Here is a 26857-nt window from a genome sequence, read left to right on the forward strand (position 1 = left end):
TCAGGCGAACAGGCCCTTGTGCTCGTCGCGCAGCAGGTTCTTCTGCACCTTGCCCATGGCGTTGCGCGGCAGTTCGTCGATGAAGAAGATCCGCTTGGGAACCTTGTAGTTCGCCAGTTCCTCCTTGCACACCGCCGCGACCCGGTCCGCCGTCACGTCGTCGCGGCCCGGCCGGCGCATCGCCACCGCGACCACCGCCTCCCCGAAGTCGGGATGGGGCACGCCGACCACGGCCGACTCGATGATGCCGTCGATCGCGTCGATCACGCTCTCGACCTCCTTCGGGTAGACGTTGAACCCGCCGGAGATGATCAGGTCCTTGGCCCGGCCGACGATATGGACATATCCCCGGCCGTCGACCTTGCCGACGTCGCCGGTGATGAAGAACCCGTCCGGGCGGAACTCGGATTTCGTCTTCTCCGGCATGCGCCAGTAGCCGCCGAACACGTTCGGCCCCTTCACCTCGATGATGCCGATCCCGTCGGTGCCGACGGGATCGCCGGTCTTCTCGTCCACCACGCGAAGCTCGACGCCGGGCAGCGGGAAGCCCACGGTGCCGGGCACCCGGTCGCCGTCCAGCGGGTTCGAGGTCAGCATGCCGGTCTCGGTCATGCCGTAGCGCTCCAGGATCGGGTGTCCCGTGCGCTCCTGGAATTCCCGGTGGGTGTCGGCCAGCAGCGGCGCCGAGCCGGAGATGAACAGCCGCATGTTCCGGCACAGGTCGGGCGTCACCCTCGGGTCCGACAGCAGCCGGGTGTAGAAGGTCGGCACGCCCATGAAGACGGTGGCGCGGGGCAGCAGCCCGACCACCCGGTCCAGGTCGAACCTGGGCAGGAACAGCATGCCCGACCCGTTCAGCAGGACGCAGTTGGTCGCGACGAACAGCCCGTGGGTGTGGAAGATCGGCAGGGCGTGGAGCAGCACGTCGCCGGGCTTCCAGCCCCAGATCCTGTGCAGCGCCTGGGCGTTCGAGCCCAGGTTCCGATGGCTCATCATGGCGCCCTTGGACCGCCCGGTGGTGCCGGAGGTATAGAGGATCGCCGCCAGGTCGCCCGACTCCGCCGGGACCGTGGCGTAGTCGGGATCGAGGCCGCGCGCCCGTTCCGGCAGGGAGCCGTCGCAGGACTGTCCCAGGGTGAGGACATGGCCGACGCCGGCCTTGGCCGCGACCTCGGCGATCACCGGCTCGCTCTCCGGCCGGCAGACCACGATGGCGGGCTCGGCGTCGCCGACGAAATAGGCCACTTCCGCCTTGGTGTAGGCGGTGTTCAGCGGCAGGTAGGCGGCACCGGCGCGGAGGCAGGCGAGATAGAGGAAGATCGCCTCGGGCGACTTCTCGACCTGGACCGCGACCCGGTCCCCCTTGCGCACCCCCAGGTCGGTCAGCAGGCGGGCATAGCGGCCGGAGGTCTCGTGCAGGTCGGCATAGCTGTAGACTTGCCCGAGGTCGGTCTCGATGAAGGGGCTCGAGAGATCGGCGGGGAAACGGGACTGGAACAGGTCGTACAGGTTATCGCTCATTTTTTCTTGGCTCCGGGGCTGCTTGGTCGATCCTCCACGCTCCGGGACCATAGCCCCCACGACTTGGGAATTGAAGCTCCCGAGCATAAGTTTGTGGCAGGCGAACGGGCGGGGACGGCCAAGGGGGACCGGATGATGGCGGGCATTGCGCGGCGGACCTGGACATGGTGGTTCGACCAGCCGCCCGAGCGGCTGTGGCCGCTGCTGGCCGACACGCCGCGCTTCAACGAGGCGATGGGCCTGCCGCGTTACCAAGTGGAGGAGATCCCCCGGGACGACGGCACCCTGCTGCGCCTCGCCCGCGGGAGGATCGGCCGCTACGCCCTGGAGTGGGAGGAGCAGCCGTTCCAGTGGGTGGCGCCCCGGGGATTCACCCAGGTCCGGCGGTTCCGCGCCGGCCCCTTCGCGACGGTCGGGCCGACGCTGGAGCTGTCGCCGGAGCACGGCGGCTCGCGGGTGTCCTACACGCTGGAGATGCGACCGGCGAACTGGATGGGCCGGCTGCTGCTCCGCCTGGGATTCCTGGAACGGTCCGGCCGGAAGTTCGAGGCGCTGATCCGCGCCGCCGCCGACCATGCCGCGGGATCGCGTCCCGAGCCGTTCGACTACGTGCCGCCCACCCCGGCTGCCGCCGTCGCGGAACGGGTCGCCGGGATGATCCGGGCCTTGGAGGAGAGCGGCAACGGCCACGGCCTGTCGCGCCGCCTGGCCGACCATCTGCTGGCCGCGCAGGAGGTGGATTTGACGCGCATCCGACCCCTGGCGCTGGCGCGGACCTGGGGCGAGCAGCCCCGGACCGTGGTCGAGCTGTGCCTGGGAGCCGTCAAGGCCGGCCTGCTGACGCTCCGCTGGGACCTGCTGTGCCCACGCTGCCGAGGCGCCAAGGCGGTGGCGGCAAGCCTGGACCGGCTGCCGAGCGGCGCCCACTGCCCGTCCTGCAACATAGACTACGGCAGGGACTTCGCGCGGAACGTCGAGCTGACCTTCCAGCCCTCGCCGGCGGTCAGGCAGCTCACCGAAGGCGAGTACTGCCTGGCCGGCCCCATGACCACGCCGCATGTCCATGTCCAGCAGACCCTCCGCCCCGGGGAGGCGAGGACCCTTGAGGCCGTGCTTCCCGCCGGCCCCTTGCGCCTGCGCACCCTGGAGCCGGGCGGCAGCGCCGACCTGGACTGGCTGCCCGCCCCGGGCCAAGGATTTCCCCTGGTGGTCGCGGAAGCCGACGCGGTCACCTCAGGCCCTCCCGCCGCTCCCGGCCTTCTCTGCGTCGAGAACAGGACCGACCGCCCCCTGACGCTGGTGGTGGAGGACCGCGACTGGATCGCGGACGCCCTGACCGCCCACCAGGTGACGACCCTCCAGGCGTTCCGCGACATGTTCTCGGACGAGGTGCTGCGCCCCGGCGACGAGGTCGCGATCGGCACCGTCACCCTGATGTTCACCGACCTCAAGGGCTCGACCGCCCTCTACGACCGCATCGGCGACGCCAGCGCCTACCACAGGGTCCGGGAGCATTTCGCGGATCTGGCGAGGGCCGTGCGCGACCATGACGGCGCCGTGGTCAAGACCATCGGCGACGCCGTGATGGCCGCCTTCGCCGACCCGGGCCAGGCGGTCCGCGCGGCGCTCGCCATCCAGACGGCGCCCCGCGACGGGTTGGTGATCAAGATGGGCCTGCATGCCGGCGCCTGCGTCGCGGTGACCCTGAACGGGCGCCTGGACTATTTCGGCTCCACGGTCAATCTGGCCGCGCGCCTCGAAGGGCGGAGCCGGGGCGGCGACATCATCCTGTCCGAGGGGCTGGCCGCCGATCCGGCCGTTTCGGCTGTGATAACATCGTTGCATTCCGAGGTGGAATCGGCCGCGCTGAAGGGATTTGCGGCTCCTGTCACGTTCCGCCGTCTTGTTCCGGAGACCGTTAGTTCGTATACCGCCCTGTCTTGAAGAGGAGCCTTAAGGGGGAAGCCGGGCAGTCCGGCCGAAACCTTGTCAGGAGGAGTGGATGTCGGATCTGCGGCAGGTGTTCGCCGCCATTCTACCGTTGCTGGTCAGCCTCGGTATCCTGGTCCTGGGCAACGGCCTGTTCTCCACGCTGCTGGCGGTGCGCATGGGGGCGGAGAGCTTCCCGGTCGACCGTATCGGCATCATCATGGCGGCATACTCGGTCGGTTTCGTTCTCGGAACGTTGCGCTGCCCCAGGGTCGTCGAGCGGGTCGGCCATATCCGCGCCTTCGCGGCCTTCGCGGCGCTGGCCGCCATCTCGGCGCTGGTCCACGCGATCGTCGTGGACCAGATCGTCTGGCTGCTGCTGCGCGTCGTGGCGGGCTTCTGCCTGGCGGGGCTGTTCACCATCACCGAGAGCTGGATCAACGCCTCCTCCTCCAACACGGTGCGGGGCCGGGTGCTGTCGGTCTACATGACCGTCAACTACCTCTCCCTGGGTGCGTCGCAGTCGCTGATCACGGTGATCGATCCCAACGGGTTCCAGATCTTCAGCCTGGTCGCGATCCTGGTAGCGCTGTCGCTGGTTCCACTGGCGCTGAGCCGGGTCCAGAGCCCGGGCTCCGTCGGCACCAACCGGCTCCGCGTGATCGAGATCGTCCGGATCTCCCCGCTGGGCGTCGCCGGCTGCATCGGGGCGGGCCTGATCAACGGCGCCTTCGGCAGCATGGGGCCGGTCTATGTCCAGGCGCGCGGCGGCACGGTGGAGGATGTAGGGCTGTTCATGATGGTCGCGATCCTCAGCGGCTTCCTGATGCAATTCCCGATGGGCCGCCTGTCCGACAGGTTCGACCGCCGGACCGTCTTCCTGGGAGCGATCGCCGGCGTCTCCGCCGCTGCCGTGGCCCTGGCCTTCGCCGACGACGTCCCCAACCTCGCCTTCGCGGCGATGCTGGGCCTCTACGGCGGCCTCGCCTACTCGATCTACCCGATCGCCCTCGCCCATGCGAACGACTTCATGAGCTCGGACGAGGTAGTCCCGGCCAGCGCCGGGCTGCTGCTGATGTTCGGCGTGGGGTCCGTCGTAGGACCGGTCCTGGCGTCCCAGGTGATGGGTCTGCTCGGGTTCAACGGGCTGTTCTTCTATATCGGGTCGATCGCGGGCGTCCTGGTGCTGTTCACGCTCTACCGCATGACGGCCCGCCAGGCGAAGCCGCTGGAGGAACAGGGCGCCTTCGTGCCGATGCCGCAGACCGCGACCACGCCGATCGCCCTGGAGTTGAACCCGCGCGCCGAGGCGGCCGGGCAGGAGGCGGACCAGCTCGCCTTCGACTTCGACCCGCCGGACCGGATGCAGGCCCAGGCGGCGGAGTGACGGACGGCGGGGTGACCGGGCGAGGCGCGGCGGGCAGCGGCCTTAGCCCGAACGGGCCGGAAATAAACCGGACATGGCGGCGTTATTAATCGCGTAATGCCTTTGCGCCATATTGAGGCCATCTCTTTCGTCTCAAGTTGGTAAAGCGTCATTGCGCGGGACCGGCCGGTTCCGCTTCGGGATGCCCTACCCCCACTGGAAGGCCGTCTGCCGTGTTTCCCGACCTGTCCGCCGCCCGGCGCCGCCGCCTGACCATCGCCGCGCGCGCGGTCATCGGCACCTTGATGGTCGCCCTGGTCGCGGCGGCCGCGGTGCTGCTGGTCCCGACAACGGGCGGGCCGCGCGCGGACGACATCCGGTTCTTCCGGATCGGCACCGGGACCACCGGCGGCACCTATTTCCCGGTCGGCGGCATGCTGGCCAACGCGATCAGCAACCCGCCGGGATCGCGCCCCTGCGACCGGGGCGGAAGCTGCGGGGTCCCCGGCGTGATCGCGGTCGCCCAGGCGACCCAGGGCTCCGTGGAGAACCTGAAGGAGATGCGGACGGGAACGCTGGAATCGGCCCTGTCCCAGGCGGACATCGCCTTCTGGGCGCGCGAAGGCACCGGCCCCTACAAGGGGCAGCAGCCGTTCGAGCAGCTCACCACCATCGCCAGCCTCTATGTCGAGACGGTCCATATCGTGGTCCGCGCCGAAAGCGACATCCGCAGCATCGCCGACCTGAAGGGCAAGGTGGTGTCGATCGGCGAGGAAGGGTCCGGCACCCTGGTTGAGGCGAGGGTGATCCTGGAGGCCTACGGCATCGCCGAGAAGGACATCGAGCCGCGGTACCTGAAGCCGGGTCCGGCCGGCGACCGGCTGGTGGAGGGCGGGATCGACGCCTTCTTCATCGTCGGCGGACATCCCGTCGCCGCCGTCGCCGAGGCCGCGGCCCGCACGCCGATCCGGCTGCTGTCGTTCGACGACGAGCAGGGCCGGAATTTGAAGGAGCGGCTGCCCTTCTTCACCGAGTCCGTGATCGGCGAGGGCGTCTACGAGGGCGTGTCGGAAACGCGCACCCTGGGCGTCGGCGCCCAGTGGCTGGTCCGCGGCGACGTCCCGGAAGACCTGGTCTACGGCATCACCCGCGCGCTGTGGCATCCCAGCACCCGGCGCCTGCTGGACAACGGCCACCCGAAGGGACCGTCGATCCAGCTTGCCACCGCGACGAAGGGTCTCGCCGCACCCCTCCATCCCGGCGCCGCCCGCTACTACCGCGAAGCCGGTGTGCTGGAGGAAGACGGCGCCGAGCCGAAGGTCGAGCCGCGCCGGGAACCGGAGCGCCCCGAGGACGACCCGATGCCCGCCCTCCCGGTTCCCGTTCCCCCCGCTCCGGCCCGGTAGGGCCGAAAGCTTCCCTCAGAGCAGCGCACCCCAGGGTTCGGCGGCGCCGGCGGCGTACCATTCCCGCATCGCGGGAAGCCCCAGGATCGTGCCGACATAAGCCTGGGCGACGTCGTCCAGTTCCACCCCGTACGTGTCGAAGCGGGTGCAGACCGGCGCGTACATGGCGTCGGCGACGGTGAACCGGCCGAACAGGAAGGGGCCGTCCGCGCCGAACCGCGCCCGGGCGTCGCGCCAGAGCTCGGTGATCCGCGCGATGTCGGCCAGAACCTCCGGCGTACGTCCCTGCCCCCGATGCTTGTCGGTCACGTCCATCGGCATGTTCCGGCGCAGATCGACGAAGCCGGAATGCATCTCGGCCGAGATCGACCGGGCGGCGGCCCGGGCGCCCCGGTCGTCGGGCCACAGGCCGGCCTCTGGATGGCGCTCGGCCAGGTATTCCAGGATCGCCAGCGAGTCATGGACGGTCAGGTCGCCGTCGCGCAGCACCGGCACCTTCCCGGCGGGGGAATGCCGCAGGATTTCCGCCTTGGTTTCCGGCTGGCGCAGCGGGACGGTGATCTCGCGGAACGGCGCGCCGATCTGCTTCAGGGCCAGCCAGGGACGCAACGACCAAGACGACGAGGCCTTGTTGCCGATGACGAGGGTAAGATCGCTCATGAAGAACCGCCGGATCTGCTGGGGGTGAAGGTCGCGCGGGAGACTAGTTGCTGGCGCGCGGTTTCGAAAGCGTTCCGATGGGAAACGGCGCGCCGGACAGTTCCATCTTTTCAGCGGCGGCCCGGTGCTCCATGTTCTGGGCACCGCAACGTAATCGCGACGAAGGAACAGCCACTTGCTGACCCACATGCGCCCGAAGGCCGGGACGGACTCGATCCCGCTCACCCCCGTCACGAAGGATGGCCTCGAAGGCTGGCTCGCGGATCAGCCGGATGCCGTGCGCGCCTGGGTCGCCGGCATCGGCTTCAAGGCCGAGTCCGGCAAGACGGCGCTTCTGCCGGGAGACGGGGGAAAATTCGCCCGCGTGCTGGTCGGCGTGGACGCCGACGCCGACCTCTGGGCCTATGCGTCCCTCCCCGCATCCCTGCCGGCCGGGGCCTACCATATCGACGCGGGCCTGGACGCCGGCACCGCCACCAAGGCGGCGCTCGGCTGGGCGCTCGGCTGCTATGCCTTCACCCGCTACAAGTCCGGGAACGAGCGGAGCTTCGCGACGCTGGTCTGGCCGGAAGGGGCCGACAGGGACGCGGTGGAGCGCACCGCGACCGCCACGTATCTCGTGCGCGACCTGATCAACACCCCCGCCTCCGACATGGGTCCCGCCGAACTGGCCGCCGCGGCCGAGGCGCTGGGCGCCGAGTTCAAGGCCAAGGTCAAGGTGACCGTCGGGGAAGACCTGCTGAAAAAGAACTATCCCGCCGTCCACGCCGTCGGCCGGGCCAGCACCCGGGAACCCCGCCTGATCGACCTGACCTGGGGCGACAAGGCCGCCCCGCGGGTGACGCTGGTCGGCAAGGGCGTCTGCTTCGACACCGGCGGCCTGGACCTGAAGCCGTCCAGCGGCATGCTCCTGATGAAGAAGGACATGGGCGGCGCCGCGCACGTGCTGGGCATCGCCCGCATGATCATGATGGCCGGGCTGCCGGTCCGCCTGCGCGTGCTGATCCCGGCGGTGGAGAACTCCGTCTCCGGTGACGCCTTCCGGCCGCTCGACGTCCTGGCGACCCGCAAGGGCCTCAGCGTCGAGGTCGGCAACACCGACGCGGAGGGGCGGCTGATCCTGTGCGACGCGCTGGCGGAAGCGGTGACCGACAAGCCCGACGTGATCATCGATTTCGCGACCCTGACTGGTGCCGCCCGAGTCGCGCTGGGCACCGAGCTTCCCGCCCTGTTCTGCAACGACGACGCCCTGGCCGACGGGCTGCTGGCGTGGGCCAGGGCCGAGGCCGACCCGATGTGGCGGCTGCCGCTCCACCAGCCCTATGCCAAGATGCTGGAAAGCAAGGTCGCCGACCTGAACAATATCGGAAGCGGCCCGTTCGCCGGGGCGATCCTGGCGGCCCTGTTCCTGGAGCGCTTCGTCGACAAGACGACCCCGTGGGCGCACCTGGACGTGATGGCCTGGAACCCGTCGTCGAAACCCGGCCGGCCGGAGGGCGGCGAAGCCCTGGGCATGCGCGCGGTCTTCGCATATCTGGAAAGCCGTTATGGCAAAAAGAGTTAAATACTTGCCGATTTCAACTTGTTTCGGCACTCTCTCGGCCGAAACCCGATACGCGCGGGTTCGGTATCGGGAGTCAGCGCATGCCGCAGAAGCTTCAAGCCCTCGATCTCTGGCGCCACGTTCTCGTAACGAATGTGCGGCAGGCGGGGCCGGACCTGTCTTCCCGGCAACTGGCGCTGCTGCTCACCGTCTACCTGACGCCGCCGCCCCACACGGTGCGCGGCCTGGCGGCCACCCTGAACATCTCGAAGCCGGCGATAAGCCGCGCGCTCGACCGGCTGGGCCGTCTGGGATTCATCCGCCGCAAGCGCGACGAGGCCGACCGGCGCAACGTCCTGGTCCAGCGCACGGTCAAGGGATCGGTCTTCCTGACCGAGTTCGCGCATCTGGTGCTGGAATCGCAGCATCTGGCCCAGGGCGACGGGACCTTGGGCGACGGGCATGGCGCATCCCCGCCGGAACCGGTGCCGGAACCCGTGATGGAGGCCGTCCATGACCGCGTCCTTGCCGGATCCTCGGACTAACCCCTACCGCTCCGATCTCGCCGCGGCGCACCTGCAAGGCATTGTCCAGGCCGACCGCTTCATCGAGGGAGTGCCCTGCCAGATCAGGGCCGGCTTCGCAACGGTCAAGGGCTCGCCCGACTTCGGCGCCCGCCAGACGACCCAGGCCCTGTTCGGCGAGACGGTGACCATCTACGAGGAACAGGACGGCTGGGTCTGGGGCCAGCTTTCCGGCGACGGCTATGTCGGCTACCTGCGGCTCGACACGCTGTGGGAGGAGACCCCGGAACCGACCCACAGGGTCGCCGCGCTGCGCAGCTTCCTGTTTCCGGAACCGGACCTGAAGACCCCGCCGCTCGACGTGCTGAGCCTGACCACCCGGGTGGCGGCGGCCGGGGAGCGGAACGGTTTCGTGGAGCTGACGCAGGGCGGCTGGGTCTTCGCCGGGCATCTGGCCGAACTGGGCACGCACCAGCCGGACTATGTCGCCACCTCCCGCCGTCTGCTGGGGGTGCCCTACCTGTGGGGCGGCAAGACCAGCCTGGGGCTGGACTGTTCCGGTCTCGTGCAGATCGCCCTGGCGGCGGCCGGCATCGCGGCCCCGCGCGACAGCGACCAGCAGGGCGCCTCGCTCGGGCGGGCGGCGCCGGAGGGGGACCCGCCCCGGAGCGGCGACCTGGTGTTCTTCCCCGGCCATGTCGGCATCATGACGGGACCGGAACGGCTGATCCACGCCAACGCCTTCCACATGATGGTGACCGAGGAGCCGCTGGCCGACGTGGTCGGCCGCGGCGCCCGGATCACCGGGGTGCGCCGGCTCTAGGCCCGGTCAGTAGCCGCGCGCGCGGTCGATCACGTCCTGGAGCGGCAGTCCGGCCTCGAACCTCCTGATCTGCTCGGCGATGTGGCCGGCCGCCGTGCGGGCGTGGGTGACGGCGGCTACGTGGGGCGTCACGATCACCCGCGGGTGGCTCCAGAACGGGTGGTCCGGCGCCAGCGGCTCCTCGGCGAAGACGTCGAGGCTGGCCCCGGCGATATGGCCGCTGTCCAGTTCGGCCAGCAGGTCCGATTCGTCCACATGCCCGCCCCGGGCGACATTGATGATGCAGGCCCCCCGCGGCAGCGCCGCCAGCGTTTCCCAGTTCAGGATGCCGGCGGTCTCGGGCGTGAGCGGCAGCAGGCAGACCAGGATTTCGGTCCGGGCCAGGAACGCCGGCAATCCGGCGGCGCCGTGGAAGCAGGTGACGCCGGGCAGGTCCTTGGGCGAACGGCTCCAGCCCGCGACGTCAAAGCGCAGTTCTTTCAGGACCCGGGCGGCGTCGGCTCCCAGCACGCCGAGGCCGAGCACCCCGACCCGGCGCTCGCGGGCCAGTTTCTGGCCGAGCTGCCGCCACTCCCGCCGCTCCTGCTGCGCCCGGTAGGCCTCCGTCTGGCGGTGCCAATGGAGCACCTGGAGGACGACATACTCGGTCATTCCCTCGGTCAGGCCGGGCTCCACCATGCGGACCAGCGGCTTGTCCGGCAGTTCGGGATCGCTCAGCACCCCGTCCACGCCCGCCCCCAGCGAGAAGATCACCTTCAGGTTCGGCAGCCGGCCGAGCACCCCGGCCGGCGGCCGCCATGCCAGGGCATAGTCGATCTCCGACAGGTCGCCGGCATCGGGCCAGACCCTGATCTCCCGCCCAGGGATCTGCCGGTTCAGTTCCGGCAGCCATTCTGCCGGATCATCGGACGGGGACAGGAACAGGAGAGCCATCGGCGAGAACCCTTCGAATATGATCGATCATGGATGCGCAAAGTCCTGGCACAGCTCGCGCCGTCCGGCAAGGGCGGGAGGCGCGGTCGGTTATGCCGCAGGGGCCTCAAGGTTTTCGGCTCGCCGATGCCGGGCATGCGTGCGACTACTCCCGCATGAATTTCCTGCGCCGGGCTGCCGCGACATCATGCAATCCCGTCTGATCCAGCGACATGATCAGTTCTTCAAGCATCTGCTGGACCATCCCGGCACCGCCGGCGCGCTGATCCGCGAGAGGCTGCCCAAGGCCGTCGCCGAATTGATCTCACCCGCCGATCCCGTTCTCCTGCCCGGCACCTTCGTGGACAAGGAGCTTCGGGAGTACCGGACGGATCGGCTCTACGGCGTCACCACCCGGACCGGCGGTGCCGCCTTCATCTATGTGCTGATGGAGCACAAATCGTCGCCGGACCCGCGCATCGACCTTCAACTGCTCGGCTACGAGACACGCATCTGGCAGGACTGGGACAGGCGCGAAGGCCGGGACGCGGACGGCAGGGTCAGGAAGCTGCCTCCGATCTTCCCCCTGGTCGTCTATCATGGCGAGGCGGAATGGCGGATCCCGCTGAGTTTCGCCGATGGCCTGGATCTCGGCGACGAGGCTATGCGCCCCCATGTGCTGGACTTCCGCTACTCCCTGCTGGACCTGGGGCGGATCGACGACGGAGGATTGTCGAAGGCGGAAAGGCTCCGGGTCGGGCTGCTGATCCTGAAGCACGGCAGCCGGGACGGCGACCTCCACCACACGCTGGTCAGGCTGGGACGGGCCGCTCTCGCCCTCGGCCCTGATGACCTGATCGCCCTGGTGCGCTACATTATGGCGGAGCCGAACGCCGTCGAAGCGGCGATACTTCGGGATGCGCTGAGGGAAATCGTTCCAGGCCAGGAGACAAGGCTCATGTCCATAGCTGATGAATTCAGGGCGGAAGGCATTCTGATCGGCGAAGCCAGGGGCAAAGCTGAAGGGAAGGCTGAAGGTAAGGCTGAGATTCTGTTGCGCCAGCTGAGGCGGCGCTTCGGCTCCGTACCGGAAGACCGGGCAGAGCGCATTTCCGGCGCCTCCGACGACCAGCTGAACGCCTGGGCCGAGACCATCCTCGATGCCGCGACCCTGGACGAGGTGTTCGCCGAGCACAGGGCGAACTGAGACACGCCCCCCCGGCAGCCACCCTTCCCTGTCACCCCCGGGTCGTCGGCAACCTAGCCCCGCCGGTGTCGCTGCCCTTCATCAACGCCATGTTGACCCGGGCTCCCGTCAGGTCGGCATGGCGGAGGATCACGCCGGCTGCGGCGCGGCAGCGCAGGTCGCAGTCGTTCAGCTTGGCATATTGCAGGTTGGTCGGCCACGGACGGTGCAGGTCGCCGACCGGGACGCTGAGCAGGACGCTGTCCCGCAGCGACCCGCCGGTCAGGTTGACCCGACGCATGCCGCACCCGGAAAGGTTGGCGCCGCTCAGGTCCGCACCGCTCAGGTTGCTGTAGCTGAGGTCGGCCATCATCAGGTTGGAACCGGCCAGGTTGGCATTGCGCAGGTTGCAGCGCTGGATCTTTGCTGCCGACAGGTCGACCTCACCCAGGGGCGCGTCGCTCAGGTCGGCCAGGTCCAGCTCCAGCCGCTGCCCGGCCCGGCCTTCGCTGTCCAGCCATTCCTGGTGATGGGCCAGCAGCTCGAACAGCCGCTCGCCCAGCGACTCCAGATTGCCATCGGGGTTGATGCCCTGCTGCGCCATGCGGGCGACGGCGTCGGGATCCAGCAAGGCGCCCGACAAGACGGCGCCGGTCAGCGTCGTGTTCTTCAGCGTGGCACCGGACAGGTCGGTGGATACCAGGATCGCGCCGGTCAGGTCGGCCCCGGACAGGTCGGCATCGACCAGCTCCGCCCCGGTCAGGTCGCAGTTCTCCAGGTTGGAGCCGACCAGGATCGCCCGGTTCAGGTTGGCGTCCATCAGCTCGGTGCGCCGGCTGACCGGCGTTCCGGCGCTGGCCTGTTGCTTGGTGCTGACCGCGCCGAGCGACCCGGTGCGCAGGTCCGCGCCCGCAAGGTTCGCCTCCGCCAGGTTGGCCCCGTTGAAGCAGGCGCCGCGCAGGTCCGCGCCGAGCAGGTCGGCCTGGCTGAGATCCGCCCCCTCGAATTCCGCCATCATCAGCACCGCGGCCTTCAGGTCGGCCCGGGACAGGTTGCTGCGGGAGAACGAGGTCCCGACCAGCTTGGCATTGCGCAGCACGACGCCGCCTAGCGGCAATTGCGACATGTCGTAGAAGCTGAGGTCGGCCTGCATGCCGCCGCGCGTGCCGATCACCCACTTTCGGTGGGAGTTCAGTCGCTTCTTCAGCTCGGCGATGTAGGCGGCGCTGTGGCCGGTAGCCGGAGGGGACATCGGGAGCTGCTGGCACTCAGCCTGGGGCGGTAGGATGCGACAGACTATCCGCCAAGAATCTTAAGTAGATAATAATTCAGGCCGGCGCGTCGTAGACGACGCGGGTCGAGCAGACCAGGTCGTGTAGGGCCGTCTTGTCCCTGGTCCAGCCCGCCATCAGGTAGCCCAGGCCGAAGGGGATCGCCGACAGGATCAGCGCGAAGTACCGCCCCAGCGCCCGCGCCGGGGACAGCCTGCCGCCGTCGCGGGTCATGACATGGATGCCGAGCACCCGCTTGCCCGGCGTGGCCTGGCGTTCGGACGAATGGAAACCGGTATAGTAGGCGATCGCCACGACCGTGCTCAGCACCTGCCCGACACCCTGGGCCGTCCCCTCCCAGATGCCGATCCACAGCATCGCGGAGACGACCACGATGCCGATGAAAGCCGACACCAGCCCCAGGACGAAGCCGTCGACCAGGGCCGCCGCGGCCCGGATCCAGAAGCCGGCGAACCGGATCCCGCCCGTCACATCCGCACGTCGGAGGTCTTGACCGCGACCAGGTTCAGCGCCGCGGCGATGAGGGCGCGGGTATAGTCCTGCCGGGGCGCCTCGAAGATCTGCCGGGTCGGACCCGATTCGACCACCTTGCCGTCCTTCATCACGATCACCTCGTTGGAGAGGGCCCTTACCACTTTCAGGTCATGGCTGATGAAGAGATAGGCCAGGTTGTGCTTCACCTGCAAGTCCCGGAGCAGGTCGACGATCTGAGCCTGGACGGACATGTCCAGGGCCGAAGTCGGCTCGTCCAGGACGACGAATCGCGGCTTCAGCACCATGGCGCGGGCGATCGCGATCCGCTGGCGCTGGCCGCCGGAGAACTCGTGCGGATAGCGGTTGCGGCTCGCCGGGTCGAGCCCGACCTCCTCCAGCGACCGGGCGATCATCGCCTCCCGCTCGGCCCTGCTGCCGATGCCGTGGATCTTCAGCCCCTCCTCGATGATCTGGCCGACCGACAGGCGGGGGCTGAGGCTGCCGTAGGGGTCCTGGAAGACCACCTGCATCTCCCGCCGCAGGGGGCGCATCTGCTTGGCCTGCCAGCCCTGGATATCCTTGCCGTCATAGCGGATGGCGCCCTGGCTGGCGTGCAGGCGCAGCAGGGCGAGCCCCAGCGTCGTCTTGCCCGACCCCGATTCGCCGACCACGCCGACGGTGTGCCCCTCGCGCACCGTGACGCTGATGCCGTCCACCGCCCGGACGTGATCGACCGTCCGGCGCAGCAGCCCCTTCCTGATCGGGAAATGGACCTTGATGTCCCGCGCCGTCATCACGTCGGCCGCGTTCTCCGGCGGCGGCGCCGGATTGCCCTTCGGTTCCGCCGCCAGCAGCCGCTGGGTATAAGGATGCCGCGGACCCGCGAACAGCTCCGCGTTGGATCCCTTCTCGACGATCTCGCCCTGGTTCATGACGCAGACCTGATCCGCCATCTTGCGCACGATGCCGAGATCGTGGGTGATCAGCAGCAGCGCCATGTTGAAGCGGCGCTGGAGGTCCTTCAGCAGTTCCAGGATCTGGGCCTGGATCGTCACGTCCAGCGCGGTGGTCGGCTCGTCCGCGATCAGCAGGTCCGGCTCGTTGGCCAGCGCCATGGCGATCATGACGCGCTGGCGCTGGCCGCCCGAAAGCTCGTGGGGGTACGCCGCCAGCCGCTTCTCCGCTTCCGGCAGCCCGACGAGGCGCAGCAGTTCCAGCGTCCGCCGCCGCGCGGCCGAGCGGGTCAGCCCCTTGTGCAGGAACAAGGTCTCGTTGATCTGCTTTTCGATGGTGTGGAGCGGGTTCAGGGAAGTCATCGGCTCCTGGAAGATCATGGCGATGCGGTCGCCACGAACCTCCCGAAGCGTCTTCTCCTCCGCCCCGACCAGCTCGGTCCCCTTGAAGCGGATGCTGCTGCCGGCCGGGTGCGCCGCCATGGGATAGGGCAGGAGCTGCAGGATCGACAGGGCGGTCACCGACTTGCCGGACCCCGACTCGCCGACCAGCGCCAGGGTCTCGCCCGCCTTGATGTCGAACGACACGCCCCGGACGGCACGGACCTCGCCACCCGACAGCCGGAAATCGACCGCCAGGTCGCGGACGGAGAGCAGGTCGGTCATGCTGATGGTTTCCCTCTGTTCATTCCGCCGCCGCCTTCTTCTCCGGCGCAGCCGCGGCCGGCTTGGCCGTCAGGCCCTTGCGGGGCAACGGGCCGACCGACTTCCGGGGATCGAAGGCGTCGCGCACCGCCTCGCCGATGAAGATCAGCAGGCTCAGCATGATGGCGAGCGTGAAGAAGGCGGTCAGGCCCAGCCAAGGTGCCTGTAGGTTGGCCTTGCCCTGGGCGAGCAGCTCGCCCAGCGACGGCGAGCCCGGCGGCAGGCCGAAGCCCAGGAAGTCGAGCGCGGTCAGCGTAGTGATCGAGCCGTTCAGGATGAAGGGCATGAAGGTCAGCGTCGCCACCATGGCGTTGGGCAGCACGTGCTTGATCATGATCGGCACGTCGCCGGCGCCCAGCGCCCGGGCCGCCCTGACATAGTCGAAGTTGCGGGCGCGCAGGAACTCCGCCCGGACGACGCCGACCAGGCTCATCCAGTTGAACAGCAGCAGCAGCCCCAGCAGCCACCAGAAGTTCGGCTCGACCACGCTGGCCAGGATGATCAGCAGGTAGAGCGTGGGCAGCCCCGACCAGATCTCGATGAAGCGCTGGAACAGCAGGTCGGTCGTGCCGCCGAAATAGCCCTGCACCGCACCGGCCGCGATGCCGATGATCGAGGAGAAGATCGTCAGCGTCAGCCCGAACAGGATCGAGATGCGGAAGCCGTAGATCAGCCGCGCCACCACGTCGCGCCCCTGGTCGTCGGTGCCCAGCCAGTTCTCGGAGGACGGCGGCGCCGGGGCCGGGACGGTCAGGTCGTAATTGATGGTCCGGTAGGAGTAGCGGATCACCGGCCAGATCATCCAACCCTTCTCGTCGATCAGGTCGCGCACGAACGGGTCGCGGTAGTCGGCCTGGGTCTCGAACTCGCCGCCGAACGTGGTCTCCGGATAGACCGTGAAGATCGGCATGTAGAACGCGTCGTCGTAGCGGATCAGCAGCGGCTTGTCGTTGGCGATGAATTCGGCGAACAGGCTCAGGGTGAACAGGATCAGGAAGATCCATAGGGACCAGAAGCCCCGCCGGTTGGCCTTGAAGTTGTGCAGGCGCCGCCGCGTGATCGGCGTGATCCGGATGCCGAGGAAGCGGTCCGCCGGGGCGGCGGGGGGAACGGCGTTGGCGTCGGCCATCACGTCCTCCTCGCTTCGAAATCGATGCGGGGATCGACCGCGACATAGGTCAGGTCGCCGATCAGGTTCATCAGCAGCCCCAGCAGCGTGAAGATGTAGAGCGTCGCGAACATCACGGGATAGTCTCGGTTGATCGCCGCCTCGAAGCCCAGCAGCCCCAGCCCGTCCAGCGAGAAGATCACCTCGATCAGCAGCGACCCGGTGAACAGGATGCCGATGAAGGCTCCGGGGAACCCGGCGATCACGATCAGCATGGCGTTGCGGAAGATGTGGCCGTACAGCACCCGCCCCTCGCCCAGCCCCTTGGCGCGCGCGGTGATGACGTACTGCTTGTTGACCTCCTCCATGAAGCTGTTCTTGGTCAGCATGGTCAGGCCGGCGAAGCCGCCGATCACCAGCGCCAGCACCGGCAGGGTGATGTGCCAGAAATAGTCCAGCACCTGCTGCCACCAGGGCATCAGGTCCCAGCCCTCGCTGGTCAGCCCGCGGAGCGGAAACCAGTCGAGGTAGCGTCCGCCTGCGAACAGCACGATCAGCAGCACGGCGAAGAGGAAGCTGGGGATGGCGTAGCCGACGATGACCACCCCGCTGGTCCAGATGTCGAACTTCGACCCGTCGCGCACCGCCTTGCGGATACCCAGCGGGATCGAGATCAGGTAGGTGATCAGCGTGGTCCACAGCCCCAGCGAGATCGATACCGGCAGCTTGTCGATCACCAGGTCGATCACCCGCTGGTCCCGGAAGTAGCTGCTGCCGAAATCGAAGGTCAGGTAGCTGGTCATCATCTGCAGGAAGCGCTCGTGCAGCGGCTTGTCGAAGCCGAACTGCCGCTCCAGTTGCTTGATGAACTCGGGGTCCAGGCCCTGGGCGCCCCGGTAGCGCCCGGTGACCTGCTCGCCGCCCGACTGCTGGGCCTGGGGCGGCAGGTCGCCGCCTCCCGACGTGCCGCCGATCCGCGCCGTGGCATCCACCCCCGTCCCCTGGAGCTGGGCGAGCGTCTGCTCGATCGGGCCGCCGGGAGCCGCCTGCACGATCAGGAAGTTGATCACCATGATCCCGAGCAGGGTCGGGATGATCAGCAGCAGGCGGCGGACGATGTAGGCCAGCATCCTCGTCTCCTCAATCGCTGCTTTCTGGAATTCCGCTTCAGCCGGGCGAGCGGACGGAGGCCTGCTTGCCGGTATCGATCCACCAGGTGGTGGGGAAGCCGATCGTGTATTTGGCCATCGTCTCCGGATAGCCGAACTTGTTCCAGTAAACCAGCCAGGACTCGTCGTTGTACCATTGCGGGATCTGGTACCAGCCCCAGGACAGCACCCGGTCCAGCGCCCGGTTGGTTGCGGCCAGCGTCTCCAGGTCCCGGGCGGCGATCAGCTCCTCGATCAGCGCGTCCACGACCGGGTCCTTGATGCCAGCCAGGTTGCCCGAGCCCCGGGTCCCGGCGGCGGCCGACCCGAAATAGCTGCGCTGCTCGGCGCCCGGCGGCGGGAAGAAGTTCAGCGCGACCGCCAGCAGGTCGTAATCGAAATCGTCGATCCGCACCTGGTACTGGGAGGTATCCACCACGCGGATCGAGGCGTCGATGCCGGCACGCCTTGCGTTCTGCACGAAAGGCTCGGTCAGGCGCACGAGGGACGGACTGACCAGCAGGACCTCGATCCGCATCTGCTCGCCGGCCCCGTTGACGAGGCGGTTGTTTTTCAGCTCCCAGCCGGCTTCCTTGAACAGGCGAAGCGCCTCCCGCAGGTTGGCGCGGATGTTGCCGGACCCGTCCGTCACCGGCGGCTCGTACGCTTTCGTCAGCACCTCCGGCCGGACCTTGTCCCTGTACTTCTCCAGGATCGACAGCTCCTTCGGGTCGGGCGGGCCGCTTGCGCCGAACTCGGAGTTGGGGAACCAGCTCTTCACGCGCTTGTACTCGCCGAACAGCAGCGTCCGCTGGATCGCCTCGAAGTCATAGAGATGGGTGATCGCCTCGCGTACCCGGACGTCCTGGAACTGTGGCCGGCGCAGGTTGAAGATATAGCCCTGGGTCCCCCGCGGCGTCTGGTCCGGCACCACCCGCTTGATCATGCTGCCGTCCTTGACGGCGGGCACGTCGTAGCTCTGGTTCCAGCGCTGGGCGCGGTTCTCCTGCCGGAAATCGATCCGGCCGGACATGAAGGCCTCCGCCAGCACCGTATCGTCCAGGTAATAGTCGTACCGGATCTGGTCGATGTTGTTCAGGCCCCGGTTCACCGGCAGGTCCGCCGCCCAATAGTCCGGCACCCGCTCGTAGGTGATCGAGCGGCCCGCGTCGATCGCCTTGATCCGGTAGGCGCCGCTGCCCAGGATCGGTTCCAGGGTGGTCTTGGTGATGTCGCGCCCCTCCGCCGTCCACCAGTGCCGCGGCAAGGGGGAGGCGGCGGCGACCGTCAGGAGCGGCTTCATGCTGTCGCGGGTCTTGAAGGTGAACTTCAGCCGGCGCGGGTCCAGCACCTCGACGCCGCTGACATCCTCGTAGAAGCTCTGGAGGAACGGCCGCCCATGCTCCTTGATGGTGTCGAAGGCGAACTTGAAGTCGTCGGCGGTGATCGGCTGGCCGTCCTGCCAGCGCGCCTCCGGCCGCAGGTTGAAGACGATCCAGCTCTTGTCCTCGGGATATTCCGCTGATTCGGCGATCAGGCCGTAGGCCGAGGACAGCTCGTCGCCCGATCCGGTCATCAGGCTGTCGGAGATCAGCCCGATGCCGGACGGCCAGCTCCCGCGCAGGATATAGGTGTTGAGACTGTCGAAGCTGCCGAAGGCTCCCAGCACGACGGAGCCGCCCTTGGGCGCGTCGGGGTTGGCATAGGGCCAGTGTTGCATGTCCGGGCCGTAGAGCGGTTCGCCGAACTCGGCCATGGCCCAGGTCCGGGTGATCTTCCCTCCGGCATCCTGGGCCAGGACGGGAGCGGTCCCGCCCAGCAGCAGGCTTCCCAGGCAAACGGCGGCGGCAAGCAGTCTCTTCATCCGGCCCTCATCTCTCCCGCGGCTTGGCCGCATCGTTGCGTGACAATCGTTCCGGCATTCCCGTACTTCTGCCTTTTGCAGCCGAATCGGGCTTAATCAAGGCGAAACGCCTCAACGGGCGGCCTCCCTCGACCACCAGGTCGACGGGAAGCCCACCTCGTAACGGGGCTTGCGCTCCGGCCAGCCGAACTTGGTCCAGTAGGCGATCCAGGTCTGGTCGTTGTACCATTGCGGGATCATGGCGTGCTGCCACAGCAGCACCCGGTCGAGCGCCCGCGACGTCGCCTGCAGGGTCCCCAGGTCCTTCGCCGCGACGACCTCCTCGATCAGCGCGTCCACGACGGGGTCCTTGATGCCGGCATAGTTGGCCGACCCCTTCACGTCGGCCGCGGCCGACCCGAAATAGCTGCGTTGCTCGGTTCCCGGCGGCGGGAAGAAGTTGAAGAACACCATCACGGCGTCGAAATCGAAATCGTCCGTCCGTGCCTGGTGCTGGGCGCTGTCGACGATCCGAATCGACGCGTCGATGCCGACCCGCTGGAGCGCCGTGACATAGGGCTGCATCACCCGGACCATCGACTGGCTGTCGTCCAGGAACTCGATCCGAAGCTGCCGCCCGGTCTTCGCGTCGACCAGCTTGTTGTCGCGGGTCTGGAAGCCCGCCTCGCGGAACAGCGCCATGGCCTTGCGGACATTGTCGCGGTTGTTGCCCGACCCGTCCGTGACCGGCGGCTCGTAGGCGGTGGTGAAGACCTCTTCCGGGACGCGGCCCCGGTACTTCTCCAGGATGGCGAGTTCGGCCGGCGTCGGCGGCCCGTCGGCGCCGAAGGCGCTGTTCGGGAAATTGCTCTTCACCCGGCGGTACTGGCCGTACAGGATGTTCTTCTGGAGCCACTCGAAGTCGTAGAGGTACGACAGCGCAAGGCGCACCCTGGGGTCGGCGAACTGCGGCCGGCGCATGTTGAACCGGATGCCCTGCGCGCCGAACGGCCGCTCGTTGGCGATCGCCCGCTTCTCGATCCTGCCGTCCTTCACCTGGGGAATGTCGTAGCCCGAGGTCCAGCGCTGGGCGCGGTTCTCCTGCCGGAAATCGTAGGCACCGCCCTTGAACGCCTCGAACATCACGTCGTCGTCGCGGTAGAAGTCGCTGCGGATGGTGTCGAAGTTGTTCTGCCCTACATTGACCGGCAGGTCGCGGCCCCAATAGTCGGGCACCCGCTCGTAGGTGACCGACCGGCCGGGATCGACCGCCTTGACCCGGTAGGGGCCGCTGGTCAGAGGCGGCTCCAGGGTCGTCTTCGAAATGTCGCGGCCCTCCGCCGTCCACCAGTGCTCGGGTACCGGCGCCAGGATGCCGGCGGCGCGGATCAGCGGCTTCATCTCGCCGCTTCCCTTGAAGCTCACCTTCAGGCGGTGCTCGTCCAGCGCCTCGACCGCCGCGATATCCTCCAGGAAGCTCTTGAGGAAGGGCCGGCCATGCTGCTCGATGGCCTTCCAGCCGAAAACGAAGTCGGCGGCCGTCACCGGATGGCCGTCATGGAACCGGGCTTCCGGGCGCAGGTTGAACACCACCCAGCTCTTGTCCGCCGGGTATTCCGCGCTCTCGGCGAGCAGGCCGTAGACCACGTCCAACTCGTCGCCGGACCCGGTGAACAGGGTCTCCGAGACGATGTCGAGGCTGCGCGGCACCTGCCCGCGCAGGATGATCGGATTCAGGCTGTCGAAGCTTCCCGGCTCCGCCATGACGACGGCGCCGCCCTTCGGGGCCGCGGGATCGACATAGTCGAAACGGGCGAAGCCGGCATCGTACTTCGGCGTGCTGAACTCAGCCAGCGCATGCGTCCGGGTGACGGAGTCCCCGGCATGGCCGGCGGAAGCCAGGACGAGCAGCAGCATGGGAACGGCGAAGAGGTGTCTCATCGTGACTCCCCCGTATGGCTTTCCGGAGCGGCCGATCTGCGCCCGCACCCTGGCCGGACCCGTTCCGCGACTGCCGGCACGGTGCCCGCAAGATCAGCCAGAGGAAGTTTACAAGGCCGCGTTTTCTTCTGTAAGTCGTCATGCCCGGACTTGATCCGGGCATCTCCGGCCACGGAGCCCCGATGGAATCCGCGATAAGATGGCCGGATCAAGTCCGGCCATGACGGGAAGGGAGTATTTCTGCCTACGGCCAATACTTTTCCTGATGGGGCAATCACCGTGTCGGACAGTCGTGGATCAAGTCCGGTCATGACGATATGGAGCATGATCGCCACCGCAAAACCCTCTTGAACTCACCCGGCGATCCCGGACCGGACACCGGCTCATTCGTCCTCGTCTTCGTCGTCGTCCTCTTCGCCGTAGCGGTCGTCCATCATCTCCAGGATCGCCTCGTAATCGGGCGTTTCGTCCACGAACTTCTGGAACCGCTTCATGTTGGCGCCCTTCTCCAGCCAGGACTGCGCCGCTTCGGTATGTTCGGGGTGGCACGACAGCAGGTAGAAGGCGGCCTGCTCGGGACGCTCGATCTTGGTCTCGCCCAGCCGCTCCAGGACGGCGCCGACATAGAAGGGCAGCACGTCGGCGAATTCCTCGACCACGACGGCATCGTCATCCCCGTCGTCGGCCGGAACCACGTCGTCGCCGTGCCAGCCGTTCACCTTTCCGTCGGCCGCGGCCTGCTCCTCCACGTATTCGTCGTCCTCGTCATCGAACTCGTCGCCGTCGAACTCATCGTCGTCATCGAGATCGTCTTCGTCCAGGGCGGCCGTATCCAGCCCGTCGGCCCCGTCGTCGTACTCGTCGTCCGCATCCTCGTCACCCTCGAACGCCAGTTCCAGGGCGTCGATGATCTCGAGGAATTGGGTGCTGCGCTGTTCCCAGGAGGGGGCGGCCTGAAGTTCGGCGATCATCCGGTCGAGCATCTCGCGGATGTCCGTGTCGGCGTTCTCGTAAGCTGACTGGGCTGGTTTCGGGATCAGCATGGCAGACATTCCCTGGTCTCAAGCGCAAGGGTGAGGGAGCGGCGCAGCCGGTCCGTGGCCGCGCGGACTCGACTCTTATCAGATGGCGATAGGGGATGGGCAGGGGAAAGCGAAAAGATTGCCGGGATATCAACCGAACGGCATAACGCCCAGCCGCCGCAGCGCTTCCGTATGGCCGGCAATATCACCGGCGGCCAGCACGCGGCCGTCTGAACCCGGGCCGAGCGGCGCTCCCGTCCAGTCCGTCATGATCCCGCCGGCCCCCTGGACCACGGGGACGAGGGCCGCGAAGTCGTACAGCTTCAGCCCGGCCTCGACCACCAGGTCGACGAATCCGGCGGCCAGCAGCCCGTAGGCGTAGCAGTCGCCGCCGTACATGGTCAGCTTGACCTCGTCCGCGACGCGGCGGAAGGCGGTAAAGTCGTGCTGCCCGAACAGGTCGGGCGACGTGGTGTTCAGGGTGGCCCGGCCCAGCGTCGGGCAGGCCCGCACCCGGGCGGCCTTGCCGTTCAGCGTGGTCGGGCGCCCCTCGACGCCGATCCAGCGGTCGCCCACGATCGGCTGGTCGATCACGCCCAGCACGGGGACGCCCCGGTGGAGCAGCGCCACCAGGGTGCCGAAGGTCGGGCGGCCGGTGATGAAGGATTTCGTGCCGTCGATCGGGTCGATCACCCACAGCCACTCGGCATCGGGGTTGGTCGTCCCGTGCTCCTCCCCGATGATCCCGTCGTCCGGCCGCTCCGCGGCCAGGATCGATCGGATCGCCGCCTCGGCCTCGCGGTCGGCAATGGTGACCGGCGAACTGTCCGGCTTGTCGTCGACCGCGAACGGGGTTCGGAAATACCTGCGGATCACGGTGCCGGCGGCATCGGCGAGGCGGCACGCGAGATCCACCGTTCCGCCCGACGGGGTGACCGGTTGATCGGTGTTGTATGAAGCCGTCATGTCTCTGGTCATCCGGTCGGACGGGAGTGAAGCGTCAGATGGTCACTGCGGCAGCGGCGCCGGCTCGTCGGCCTGGGTGCGCAGCCAGGCGATCAGGTTCGCCCGGTCCTCGGGCTTCTTGATGCCCGCGAAGTTCATCTTGGTGCCGGGGGCATACTGCTTGGGATTCAGCAGGAAATGGTTCAGCGCCTCGTAGTCCCAGTTGCCGGGCATGTCCTTGATCGCGGAGCTGTAGGCGAAGCCTTCCATATGGCCGTGCGGTCCGCCGACGACTCCCCACAGGTTGGGGCCGACCTTGGCGGCGCCGCCCTTCTCGAAAGAGTGGCAGGAGGCACAGGCCCGCGCGGCGCGCTCGCCGGCAGCCGGGTCGGCGGAGGCCAGCAGCGGGGCGATCGGCTCCGGCTCGGCCGGGCCTTCCTCGGCGGGGGCCGACGTGGTGACCGCACTGGTGTCCACGACGTAGGCGTTCTGTTCCAGATGCTCAGGCTCGACCAGTACATCCGCGATGAAGCCGGACATCATCGCGATCAGGCCGCCCAACAGGACGGCGCCGGACAATTTGTTGAATTCCATGCTCGACATGCCGCGAGTCCCCAATTCCCTTGTAATCACCGCAAGATAGCGGCCGGGCCGGCTGCTGTCACGCGCAGCGGCTTGTTGTTTCCTTGTCCGCAACATAGGGTCCCGGGGCGCGGGGGTCAGCCGCTTTGAGGCTTGACCCTCGGGACGAAATGTCGCACGCACAGCTATAACCCAAATGTCGCAGATGGCCACCATGCCAACCAATCCTGCTCAGAACAATCCCGCCCAAAGTGATGGCGGCGTGAAAAATCCCGGATCCCGGAACGAGGCGCCGGGCAACCCGGTCGTCATCGTGCCCGCGCGACTCGCCTCCACGCGTCTGCCCGGCAAGCCGCTGGCCGACATCCACGGCGAGCCGATGATCGTCCATGTCTGGCGCCGCGCCGCCGAGGCCGCCATCGGCCCGGTCCTGGTCGCCTGCGCCGAGGCCGAGATCGCCGATGCGGTCACGAAGGCCGGCGGCCAGGCCGTGCTGACCCGGCCGGACCATCCCTCCGGCTCCGACCGGATCTTCGAGGCGCTCCAGTCCTTCGACCCGGAAGGCAGGTTCGACGCGGTGGTCAACGTCCAGGGCGACCTGCCGACGATATCGCCCGAGACGATCCGCGCCGCCTACGCGCTGCTGGACGAGCCCGGGGTCGACATCGGCACGCTGGCGGTGGAGATCGAGGACGCGACGGAGCGCGGCAATCCCAACGTGGTCAAGGCGGTGGTCGAGCGGGCGCCGGGCGCCCGGCGCGGCCGGGCGCTCTATTTCACCCGCGCCACCGCCCCCACCGGGGAGGCGCCGCTGCTGCACCATATCGGCCTCTACGCCTACCGGCGCTCGGCCCTGGCCCGGTTCGTGTCGCTGCCACCGTCGCACCTGGAACAGCAGGAGCGGCTGGAGCAGTTGCGCGCCTTGGCCGCAGGCATGCGGATCGACGTGGCCGTCGTTGACGCGGTTCCGCTCGGCGTCGATACTCCGGCCGACCTCGCCCGGGCCCGGGTGCTCCTCAAGCGCTGATCCCGGTCCCCTCCCCCGTTCTCGTTTTTTCTCCGGTCCCATGTCCAGATCCAGCCTGATCGCCTTCCAGGGTTCGCCCGGCGCCTACTCCGACCTGTCCTGCCGCAACGTCTTTCCCGACCGGAAGACGCTGCCCTGCGCCACCTTCGAGGACGTCTTCGCCGCGGTGCATGGGGGAGAGGCGGAGCTGGGCATGATCCCGGTCGAGAACTCGGTCGCCGGCCGGGTCGCCGACAACCACCACCTTCTGCCCCAGGGCGGGCTGCACATCATCGGCGAGCACTACCAGCGGGTGAACCACCACCTGCTGGCGCCGCCGGGTGCCACGCTCGACACCATCAAGGTGGTGCGCAGCCACATCCAGGCGCTGTCCCAGTGCCGCAAGGTGACCCGCGCGCTGGGCCTGCGCGAGATCACCCATGCCGACACCGCCGGCGCCGCGGCCGAGATCGCCCAGCGCGGCGACGTCACGGAGTGCGCCATCGCGTCGGAACTGGCCGGCGAGATCTACGGGCTGAAGTCCCTGAAGCAGGGGATCGAGGACGCCGAGCACAACACCACGCGCTTCCTGATCATGGCGCGGGAGCCGGTCCATCCGGCGCCCCATTCCGGCCCGGTGGTGACGACCTTCGTGTTCCGGGTCCGCAGCGTGCCGGCGGCGCTCTACAAGGCGATGGGCGGTTTCGCGACCAACGGCGTCAACATGACCAAGCTGGAAAGCTACATGGTCGAGGGCCGCTTCACCGCCGCCCAGTTCTACGTGGACGTCGAGGGCCATCCGGAGGAGCGCCCCCTGCGCCTGGCGCTGGAGGAGCTGGAGTTCTTCGCCCGGGAGGTGAAGATCCTGGGCGTCTATCCGGCCCATCCCTTCCGCCGCGAGCAGAGCCAGGCCCACGGCGACGATTGAGGGACCCCGGCAGCCTCAGCCGTGCAGCCAGCCCTCGATCAGCCGGCGCGAGATCGAGTCGGGCCGCGGCAGGCGGTGGGTTCCGCCCTCGCCCCAGGTGGTCAGGATCTCGTCGCGGGTGAACCAGCCGGCGTCCTCCAGCTCGTCCTGGTCGATGCTGATGTCCCGGCTCACCGCCTCGGCATGGAAGCCCAGCATCAGCGACGAGGGGAACGGCCAGGGCTGGGACGAGTGGTAGGTCACCTCGCCCACCCGGATGCCGGTCTCCTCCAGCACCTCGCGGGCGACCGCCTCCTCCAGGCTCTCGCCCGGCTCGACGAACCCGGCCAGCGTCGAATACATCCCCGGCGGAAAGCGCGACTGGCGGCCCAGCAGGCAGCGGTCGCCGTCATGGACCAGCATGATCACCGCGGGATCGGTCCGCGGGAAGTGCGGCGTGGCGCAGTCGGGATTGGTGCAGCGGCGGACATGGCCGGCATCGGCGCTGACCGTGGGATGGCCGCAGACTCCGCAGAAACGGTGCCGGGCGTGCCACCAGGTCAGGCCGCGGGCATAGGCCAGGATGTTGCCTTCCTCCGGCGCCATCAGCGGGCCGAAGCTTCGCAGGTCGGCGAAGCTGCCCCGGCCGGCAAGATTGGGATGGGCGGCCGGGTCCTCGATGTGGGACAGGTCGGCGGCGAAATAGGCCGTACCGTCGAGCAGTCCCAGCAGCATGGTCTCCGCCCCTTCGGGCAGGTCGGCCAGGGAAAGCAGCCCCGCCCGCGGCAGGTCGGCCCCCTCGGCCACGAAATTCTGGGCGCGCCAGATCGGCACGATCCTGGTCTCGGCCGCCGCGAACAGGGCGTCGATCCAGTCCTGGTCCTTGCGCTGCGCCGATACCCTGTCGAGCACGCCGCCGGCGTAGAAATTTGGCTTGTTTGGCATGGGCCTAGGCTTGTTTGGCATGGGCCTATAGGTGGCACACCGGACCCGTTTCGGGAAGGGAGTTCATCCCGGATCGGTGCCCTGCGCGCGCGGCGGCGCGTTTCCCCTTGCTCCGC

The 26857-nt window shown here is 68.2% G+C and carries 23 protein-coding genes; 9 read left to right on the top strand and 14 right to left on the bottom strand.

Translation table 11 applies throughout. From position 1 onward, the window contains the following. Nucleotides 1-1521 carry a malonate--CoA ligase gene (locus tag JL101_RS23585; protein ID WP_203097994.1) on the bottom strand — a complete coding sequence of 507 codons (1521 nt, stop codon included), beginning with the start codon at nt 1519-1521 and terminating at the stop codon, nt 1-3. 132 nt (nt 1522-1653) lie between these two features. On the opposite strand from JL101_RS23585, the gene JL101_RS23590 reads away from it, so the two are divergent. The 3 genes from JL101_RS23590 (at nt 1654) to JL101_RS23600 (ending at nt 6222) form a co-directional block, all read left to right on the top strand. After that, a complete protein-coding gene (locus tag JL101_RS23590) occupies nt 1654-3465 on the top strand; it encodes an adenylate/guanylate cyclase domain-containing protein (protein WP_203097996.1) in 1812 nt (603 codons plus the stop codon). Between the two features lie 58 nt (nt 3466-3523). Then, nucleotides 3524-4837: an MFS transporter gene (locus JL101_RS23595; protein ID WP_203097998.1), complete on the top strand. Its 1314-nt coding sequence runs from the start codon at nt 3524-3526 to the stop codon at nt 4835-4837. Nucleotides 4838-5049: 212 nt separating this feature from the next. Further along, nucleotides 5050-6222 carry a TAXI family TRAP transporter solute-binding subunit gene (locus JL101_RS23600; protein ID WP_228435111.1) on the top strand — a complete coding sequence of 391 codons (1173 nt, stop codon included), beginning with the start codon at nt 5050-5052 and terminating at the stop codon, nt 6220-6222. A gap of 15 nt (nt 6223-6237) precedes the next feature. On the opposite strand, the gene JL101_RS23605 is transcribed toward JL101_RS23600, so the two are convergent. Then, complete coding sequence (locus JL101_RS23605; protein WP_203098000.1) at nt 6238-6882, bottom strand: glutathione S-transferase family protein; 645 nt, start codon at nt 6880-6882, stop codon at nt 6238-6240. 175 nt (nt 6883-7057) lie between these two features. Between JL101_RS23605 and JL101_RS23610 the strand changes: the two genes are divergently transcribed. The 3 genes from JL101_RS23610 to JL101_RS23620 all read left to right on the top strand — a co-directional run bounded on the left by JL101_RS23610 (nt 7058) and on the right by JL101_RS23620 (nt 9772). Further along, entirely contained in the window at nt 7058-8446 is a 1389-nt protein-coding gene (locus tag JL101_RS23610; protein WP_407697350.1) for a leucyl aminopeptidase family protein, read from the top strand. 80 nt (nt 8447-8526) lie between these two features. Beyond that, nucleotides 8527-8970 carry a MarR family transcriptional regulator gene (locus JL101_RS23615; protein ID WP_203098002.1) on the top strand — a complete coding sequence of 148 codons (444 nt, stop codon included), beginning with the start codon at nt 8527-8529 and terminating at the stop codon, nt 8968-8970. After that, on the top strand, nt 8939-9772 hold the full coding sequence (locus JL101_RS23620; RefSeq protein ID WP_203098004.1) for a C40 family peptidase: 834 nt from the start codon (nt 8939-8941) through the stop codon (nt 9770-9772). Before JL101_RS23615 ends, JL101_RS23620 begins: the two co-directional genes overlap by 32 nt. Before the next feature lie 6 nt (nt 9773-9778). On the opposite strand, the gene JL101_RS23625 is transcribed toward JL101_RS23620, so the two are convergent. After that, nucleotides 9779-10705, bottom strand: a complete 927-nt coding sequence (locus JL101_RS23625; protein ID WP_203098006.1) for a 2-hydroxyacid dehydrogenase — start codon at nt 10703-10705, stop codon at nt 9779-9781. Between the two features lie 187 nt (nt 10706-10892). On the opposite strand from JL101_RS23625, the gene JL101_RS23630 reads away from it, so the two are divergent. Next, on the top strand, nt 10893-11891 hold the full coding sequence (locus JL101_RS23630; RefSeq protein WP_203098008.1) for an Rpn family recombination-promoting nuclease/putative transposase: 999 nt from the start codon (nt 10893-10895) through the stop codon (nt 11889-11891). Nucleotides 11892-11922: 31 nt separating this feature from the next. Here the strand turns inward: JL101_RS23630 and JL101_RS23635 are convergent, their stop codons facing one another. The 10 genes from JL101_RS23635 to JL101_RS23680 form a co-directional block, all read right to left on the bottom strand. Beyond that, a complete protein-coding gene (locus tag JL101_RS23635; protein WP_203098010.1) occupies nt 11923-13122 on the bottom strand; it encodes a pentapeptide repeat-containing protein in 1200 nt (399 codons plus the stop codon). Between the two features lie 76 nt (nt 13123-13198). Then, nucleotides 13199-13633, bottom strand: a complete 435-nt coding sequence (locus JL101_RS23640; RefSeq protein WP_203098011.1) for an RDD family protein — start codon at nt 13631-13633, stop codon at nt 13199-13201. Next, on the bottom strand, nt 13630-15255 hold the full coding sequence (locus tag JL101_RS23645; protein ID WP_203098013.1) for an ABC transporter ATP-binding protein: 1626 nt from the start codon (nt 15253-15255) through the stop codon (nt 13630-13632). The genes JL101_RS23640 and JL101_RS23645 overlap by 4 nt, the downstream gene beginning before the upstream one ends. A 19-nt stretch (nt 15256-15274) precedes the next feature. Then, nucleotides 15275-16423, bottom strand: coding sequence for an ABC transporter permease (locus JL101_RS23650; RefSeq protein ID WP_211111155.1), 1149 nt, complete (start codon nt 16421-16423; stop codon nt 15275-15277). Continuing rightward, nucleotides 16423-17532: a microcin C ABC transporter permease YejB gene (locus JL101_RS23655; protein ID WP_203098014.1), complete on the bottom strand. Its 1110-nt coding sequence runs from the start codon at nt 17530-17532 to the stop codon at nt 16423-16425. Before JL101_RS23655 ends, JL101_RS23650 begins: the two co-directional genes overlap by 1 nt. Nucleotides 17533-17569: 37 nt before the next feature. Continuing rightward, the gene (locus JL101_RS23660; RefSeq protein ID WP_203098015.1) at nt 17570-19414 is read right to left on the bottom strand and encodes an extracellular solute-binding protein; all 1845 of its coding nucleotides are present in this window, start codon (nt 19412-19414) and stop codon (nt 17570-17572) included. A gap of 111 nt (nt 19415-19525) precedes the next feature. Then, nucleotides 19526-21334, bottom strand: a complete 1809-nt coding sequence (locus JL101_RS23665) for an extracellular solute-binding protein (protein WP_203098016.1) — start codon at nt 21332-21334, stop codon at nt 19526-19528. Nucleotides 21335-21717: 383 nt separating this feature from the next. Next, nucleotides 21718-22377, bottom strand: coding sequence for a hypothetical protein (locus tag JL101_RS23670; protein WP_203098017.1), 660 nt, complete (start codon nt 22375-22377; stop codon nt 21718-21720). Nucleotides 22378-22506: 129 nt separating this feature from the next. Then, nucleotides 22507-23322 (bottom strand): histidinol-phosphatase, encoded by an 816-nt coding sequence (gene hisN, locus JL101_RS23675; RefSeq protein ID WP_203098018.1) that lies wholly within the window; start codon nt 23320-23322, stop codon nt 22507-22509. A gap of 42 nt (nt 23323-23364) precedes the next feature. Continuing rightward, nucleotides 23365-23904: a c-type cytochrome gene (locus tag JL101_RS23680; protein WP_203098019.1), complete on the bottom strand. Its 540-nt coding sequence runs from the start codon at nt 23902-23904 to the stop codon at nt 23365-23367. A gap of 241 nt (nt 23905-24145) precedes the next feature. Between JL101_RS23680 and JL101_RS23685 the strand changes: the two genes are divergently transcribed. Together JL101_RS23685 and JL101_RS23690 are read left to right on the top strand one after the other, a co-directional pair. Beyond that, the gene (locus JL101_RS23685) at nt 24146-24910 is read left to right on the top strand and encodes a 3-deoxy-manno-octulosonate cytidylyltransferase (RefSeq protein ID WP_228435113.1); all 765 of its coding nucleotides are present in this window, start codon (nt 24146-24148) and stop codon (nt 24908-24910) included. Nucleotides 24911-24950: 40 nt separating this feature from the next. Then, nucleotides 24951-25817 carry a prephenate dehydratase gene (locus JL101_RS23690; protein ID WP_203098021.1) on the top strand — a complete coding sequence of 289 codons (867 nt, stop codon included), beginning with the start codon at nt 24951-24953 and terminating at the stop codon, nt 25815-25817. Nucleotides 25818-25832: 15 nt separating this feature from the next. Here the strand turns inward: JL101_RS23690 and nudC are convergent, their stop codons facing one another. After that, nucleotides 25833-26741 carry an NAD(+) diphosphatase gene (gene nudC, locus JL101_RS23695; protein WP_203098022.1) on the bottom strand — a complete coding sequence of 303 codons (909 nt, stop codon included), beginning with the start codon at nt 26739-26741 and terminating at the stop codon, nt 25833-25835. Nucleotides 26742-26857 lie beyond the last annotated feature (116 nt).

The organism is Skermanella rosea, assembly GCF_016806835.2.
Classification (GTDB): Bacteria; Pseudomonadota; Alphaproteobacteria; order Azospirillales; family Azospirillaceae; genus Skermanella; species Skermanella rosea.

What these genes read in the sequence shown, in the direction of transcription:
- JL101_RS23585 (WP_203097994.1), bottom strand. Translation starts at nt 1,521, where the DNA reads ATGAGCGATAACCTGTACGACCTGTTCCAGTCCCGTTTCCCCGCCGAT.
- JL101_RS23590 (WP_203097996.1), top strand. Translation starts at nt 1,654, where the DNA reads ATGATGGCGGGCATTGCGCGGCGGACCTGGACATGGTGGTTCGACCAG.
- JL101_RS23595 (WP_203097998.1), top strand. Translation starts at nt 3,524, where the DNA reads ATGTCGGATCTGCGGCAGGTGTTCGCCGCCATTCTACCGTTGCTGGTC.
- JL101_RS23605 (WP_203098000.1), bottom strand. Translation starts at nt 6,882, where the DNA reads ATGAGCGATCTTACCCTCGTCATCGGCAACAAGGCCTCGTCGTCTTGG.
- JL101_RS23615 (WP_203098002.1), top strand. Translation starts at nt 8,527, where the DNA reads ATGCCGCAGAAGCTTCAAGCCCTCGATCTCTGGCGCCACGTTCTCGTA.
- JL101_RS23620 (WP_203098004.1), top strand. Translation starts at nt 8,939, where the DNA reads ATGACCGCGTCCTTGCCGGATCCTCGGACTAACCCCTACCGCTCCGAT.
- JL101_RS23625 (WP_203098006.1), bottom strand. Translation starts at nt 10,705, where the DNA reads ATGGCTCTCCTGTTCCTGTCCCCGTCCGATGATCCGGCAGAATGGCTG.
- JL101_RS23630 (WP_203098008.1), top strand. Translation starts at nt 10,893, where the DNA reads ATGCAATCCCGTCTGATCCAGCGACATGATCAGTTCTTCAAGCATCTG.
- JL101_RS23635 (WP_203098010.1), bottom strand. Translation starts at nt 13,122, where the DNA reads ATGTCCCCTCCGGCTACCGGCCACAGCGCCGCCTACATCGCCGAGCTG.
- JL101_RS23645 (WP_203098013.1), bottom strand. Translation starts at nt 15,255, where the DNA reads ATGACCGACCTGCTCTCCGTCCGCGACCTGGCGGTCGATTTCCGGCTG.
- JL101_RS23650 (WP_211111155.1), bottom strand. Translation starts at nt 16,423, where the DNA reads ATGGCCGACGCCAACGCCGTTCCCCCCGCCGCCCCGGCGGACCGCTTC.
- JL101_RS23655 (WP_203098014.1), bottom strand. Translation starts at nt 17,532, where the DNA reads ATGCTGGCCTACATCGTCCGCCGCCTGCTGCTGATCATCCCGACCCTG.
- JL101_RS23660 (WP_203098015.1), bottom strand. Translation starts at nt 19,414, where the DNA reads ATGAAGAGACTGCTTGCCGCCGCCGTTTGCCTGGGAAGCCTGCTGCTG.
- JL101_RS23665 (WP_203098016.1), bottom strand. Translation starts at nt 21,334, where the DNA reads ATGAGACACCTCTTCGCCGTTCCCATGCTGCTGCTCGTCCTGGCTTCC.
- JL101_RS23670 (WP_203098017.1), bottom strand. Translation starts at nt 22,377, where the DNA reads ATGCTGATCCCGAAACCAGCCCAGTCAGCTTACGAGAACGCCGACACG.
- hisN (WP_203098018.1), bottom strand. Translation starts at nt 23,322, where the DNA reads ATGACGGCTTCATACAACACCGATCAACCGGTCACCCCGTCGGGCGGA.
- JL101_RS23680 (WP_203098019.1), bottom strand. Translation starts at nt 23,904, where the DNA reads ATGTCGAGCATGGAATTCAACAAATTGTCCGGCGCCGTCCTGTTGGGC.
- JL101_RS23690 (WP_203098021.1), top strand. Translation starts at nt 24,951, where the DNA reads ATGTCCAGATCCAGCCTGATCGCCTTCCAGGGTTCGCCCGGCGCCTAC.
- nudC (WP_203098022.1), bottom strand. Translation starts at nt 26,741, where the DNA reads ATGCCAAACAAGCCAAATTTCTACGCCGGCGGCGTGCTCGACAGGGTA.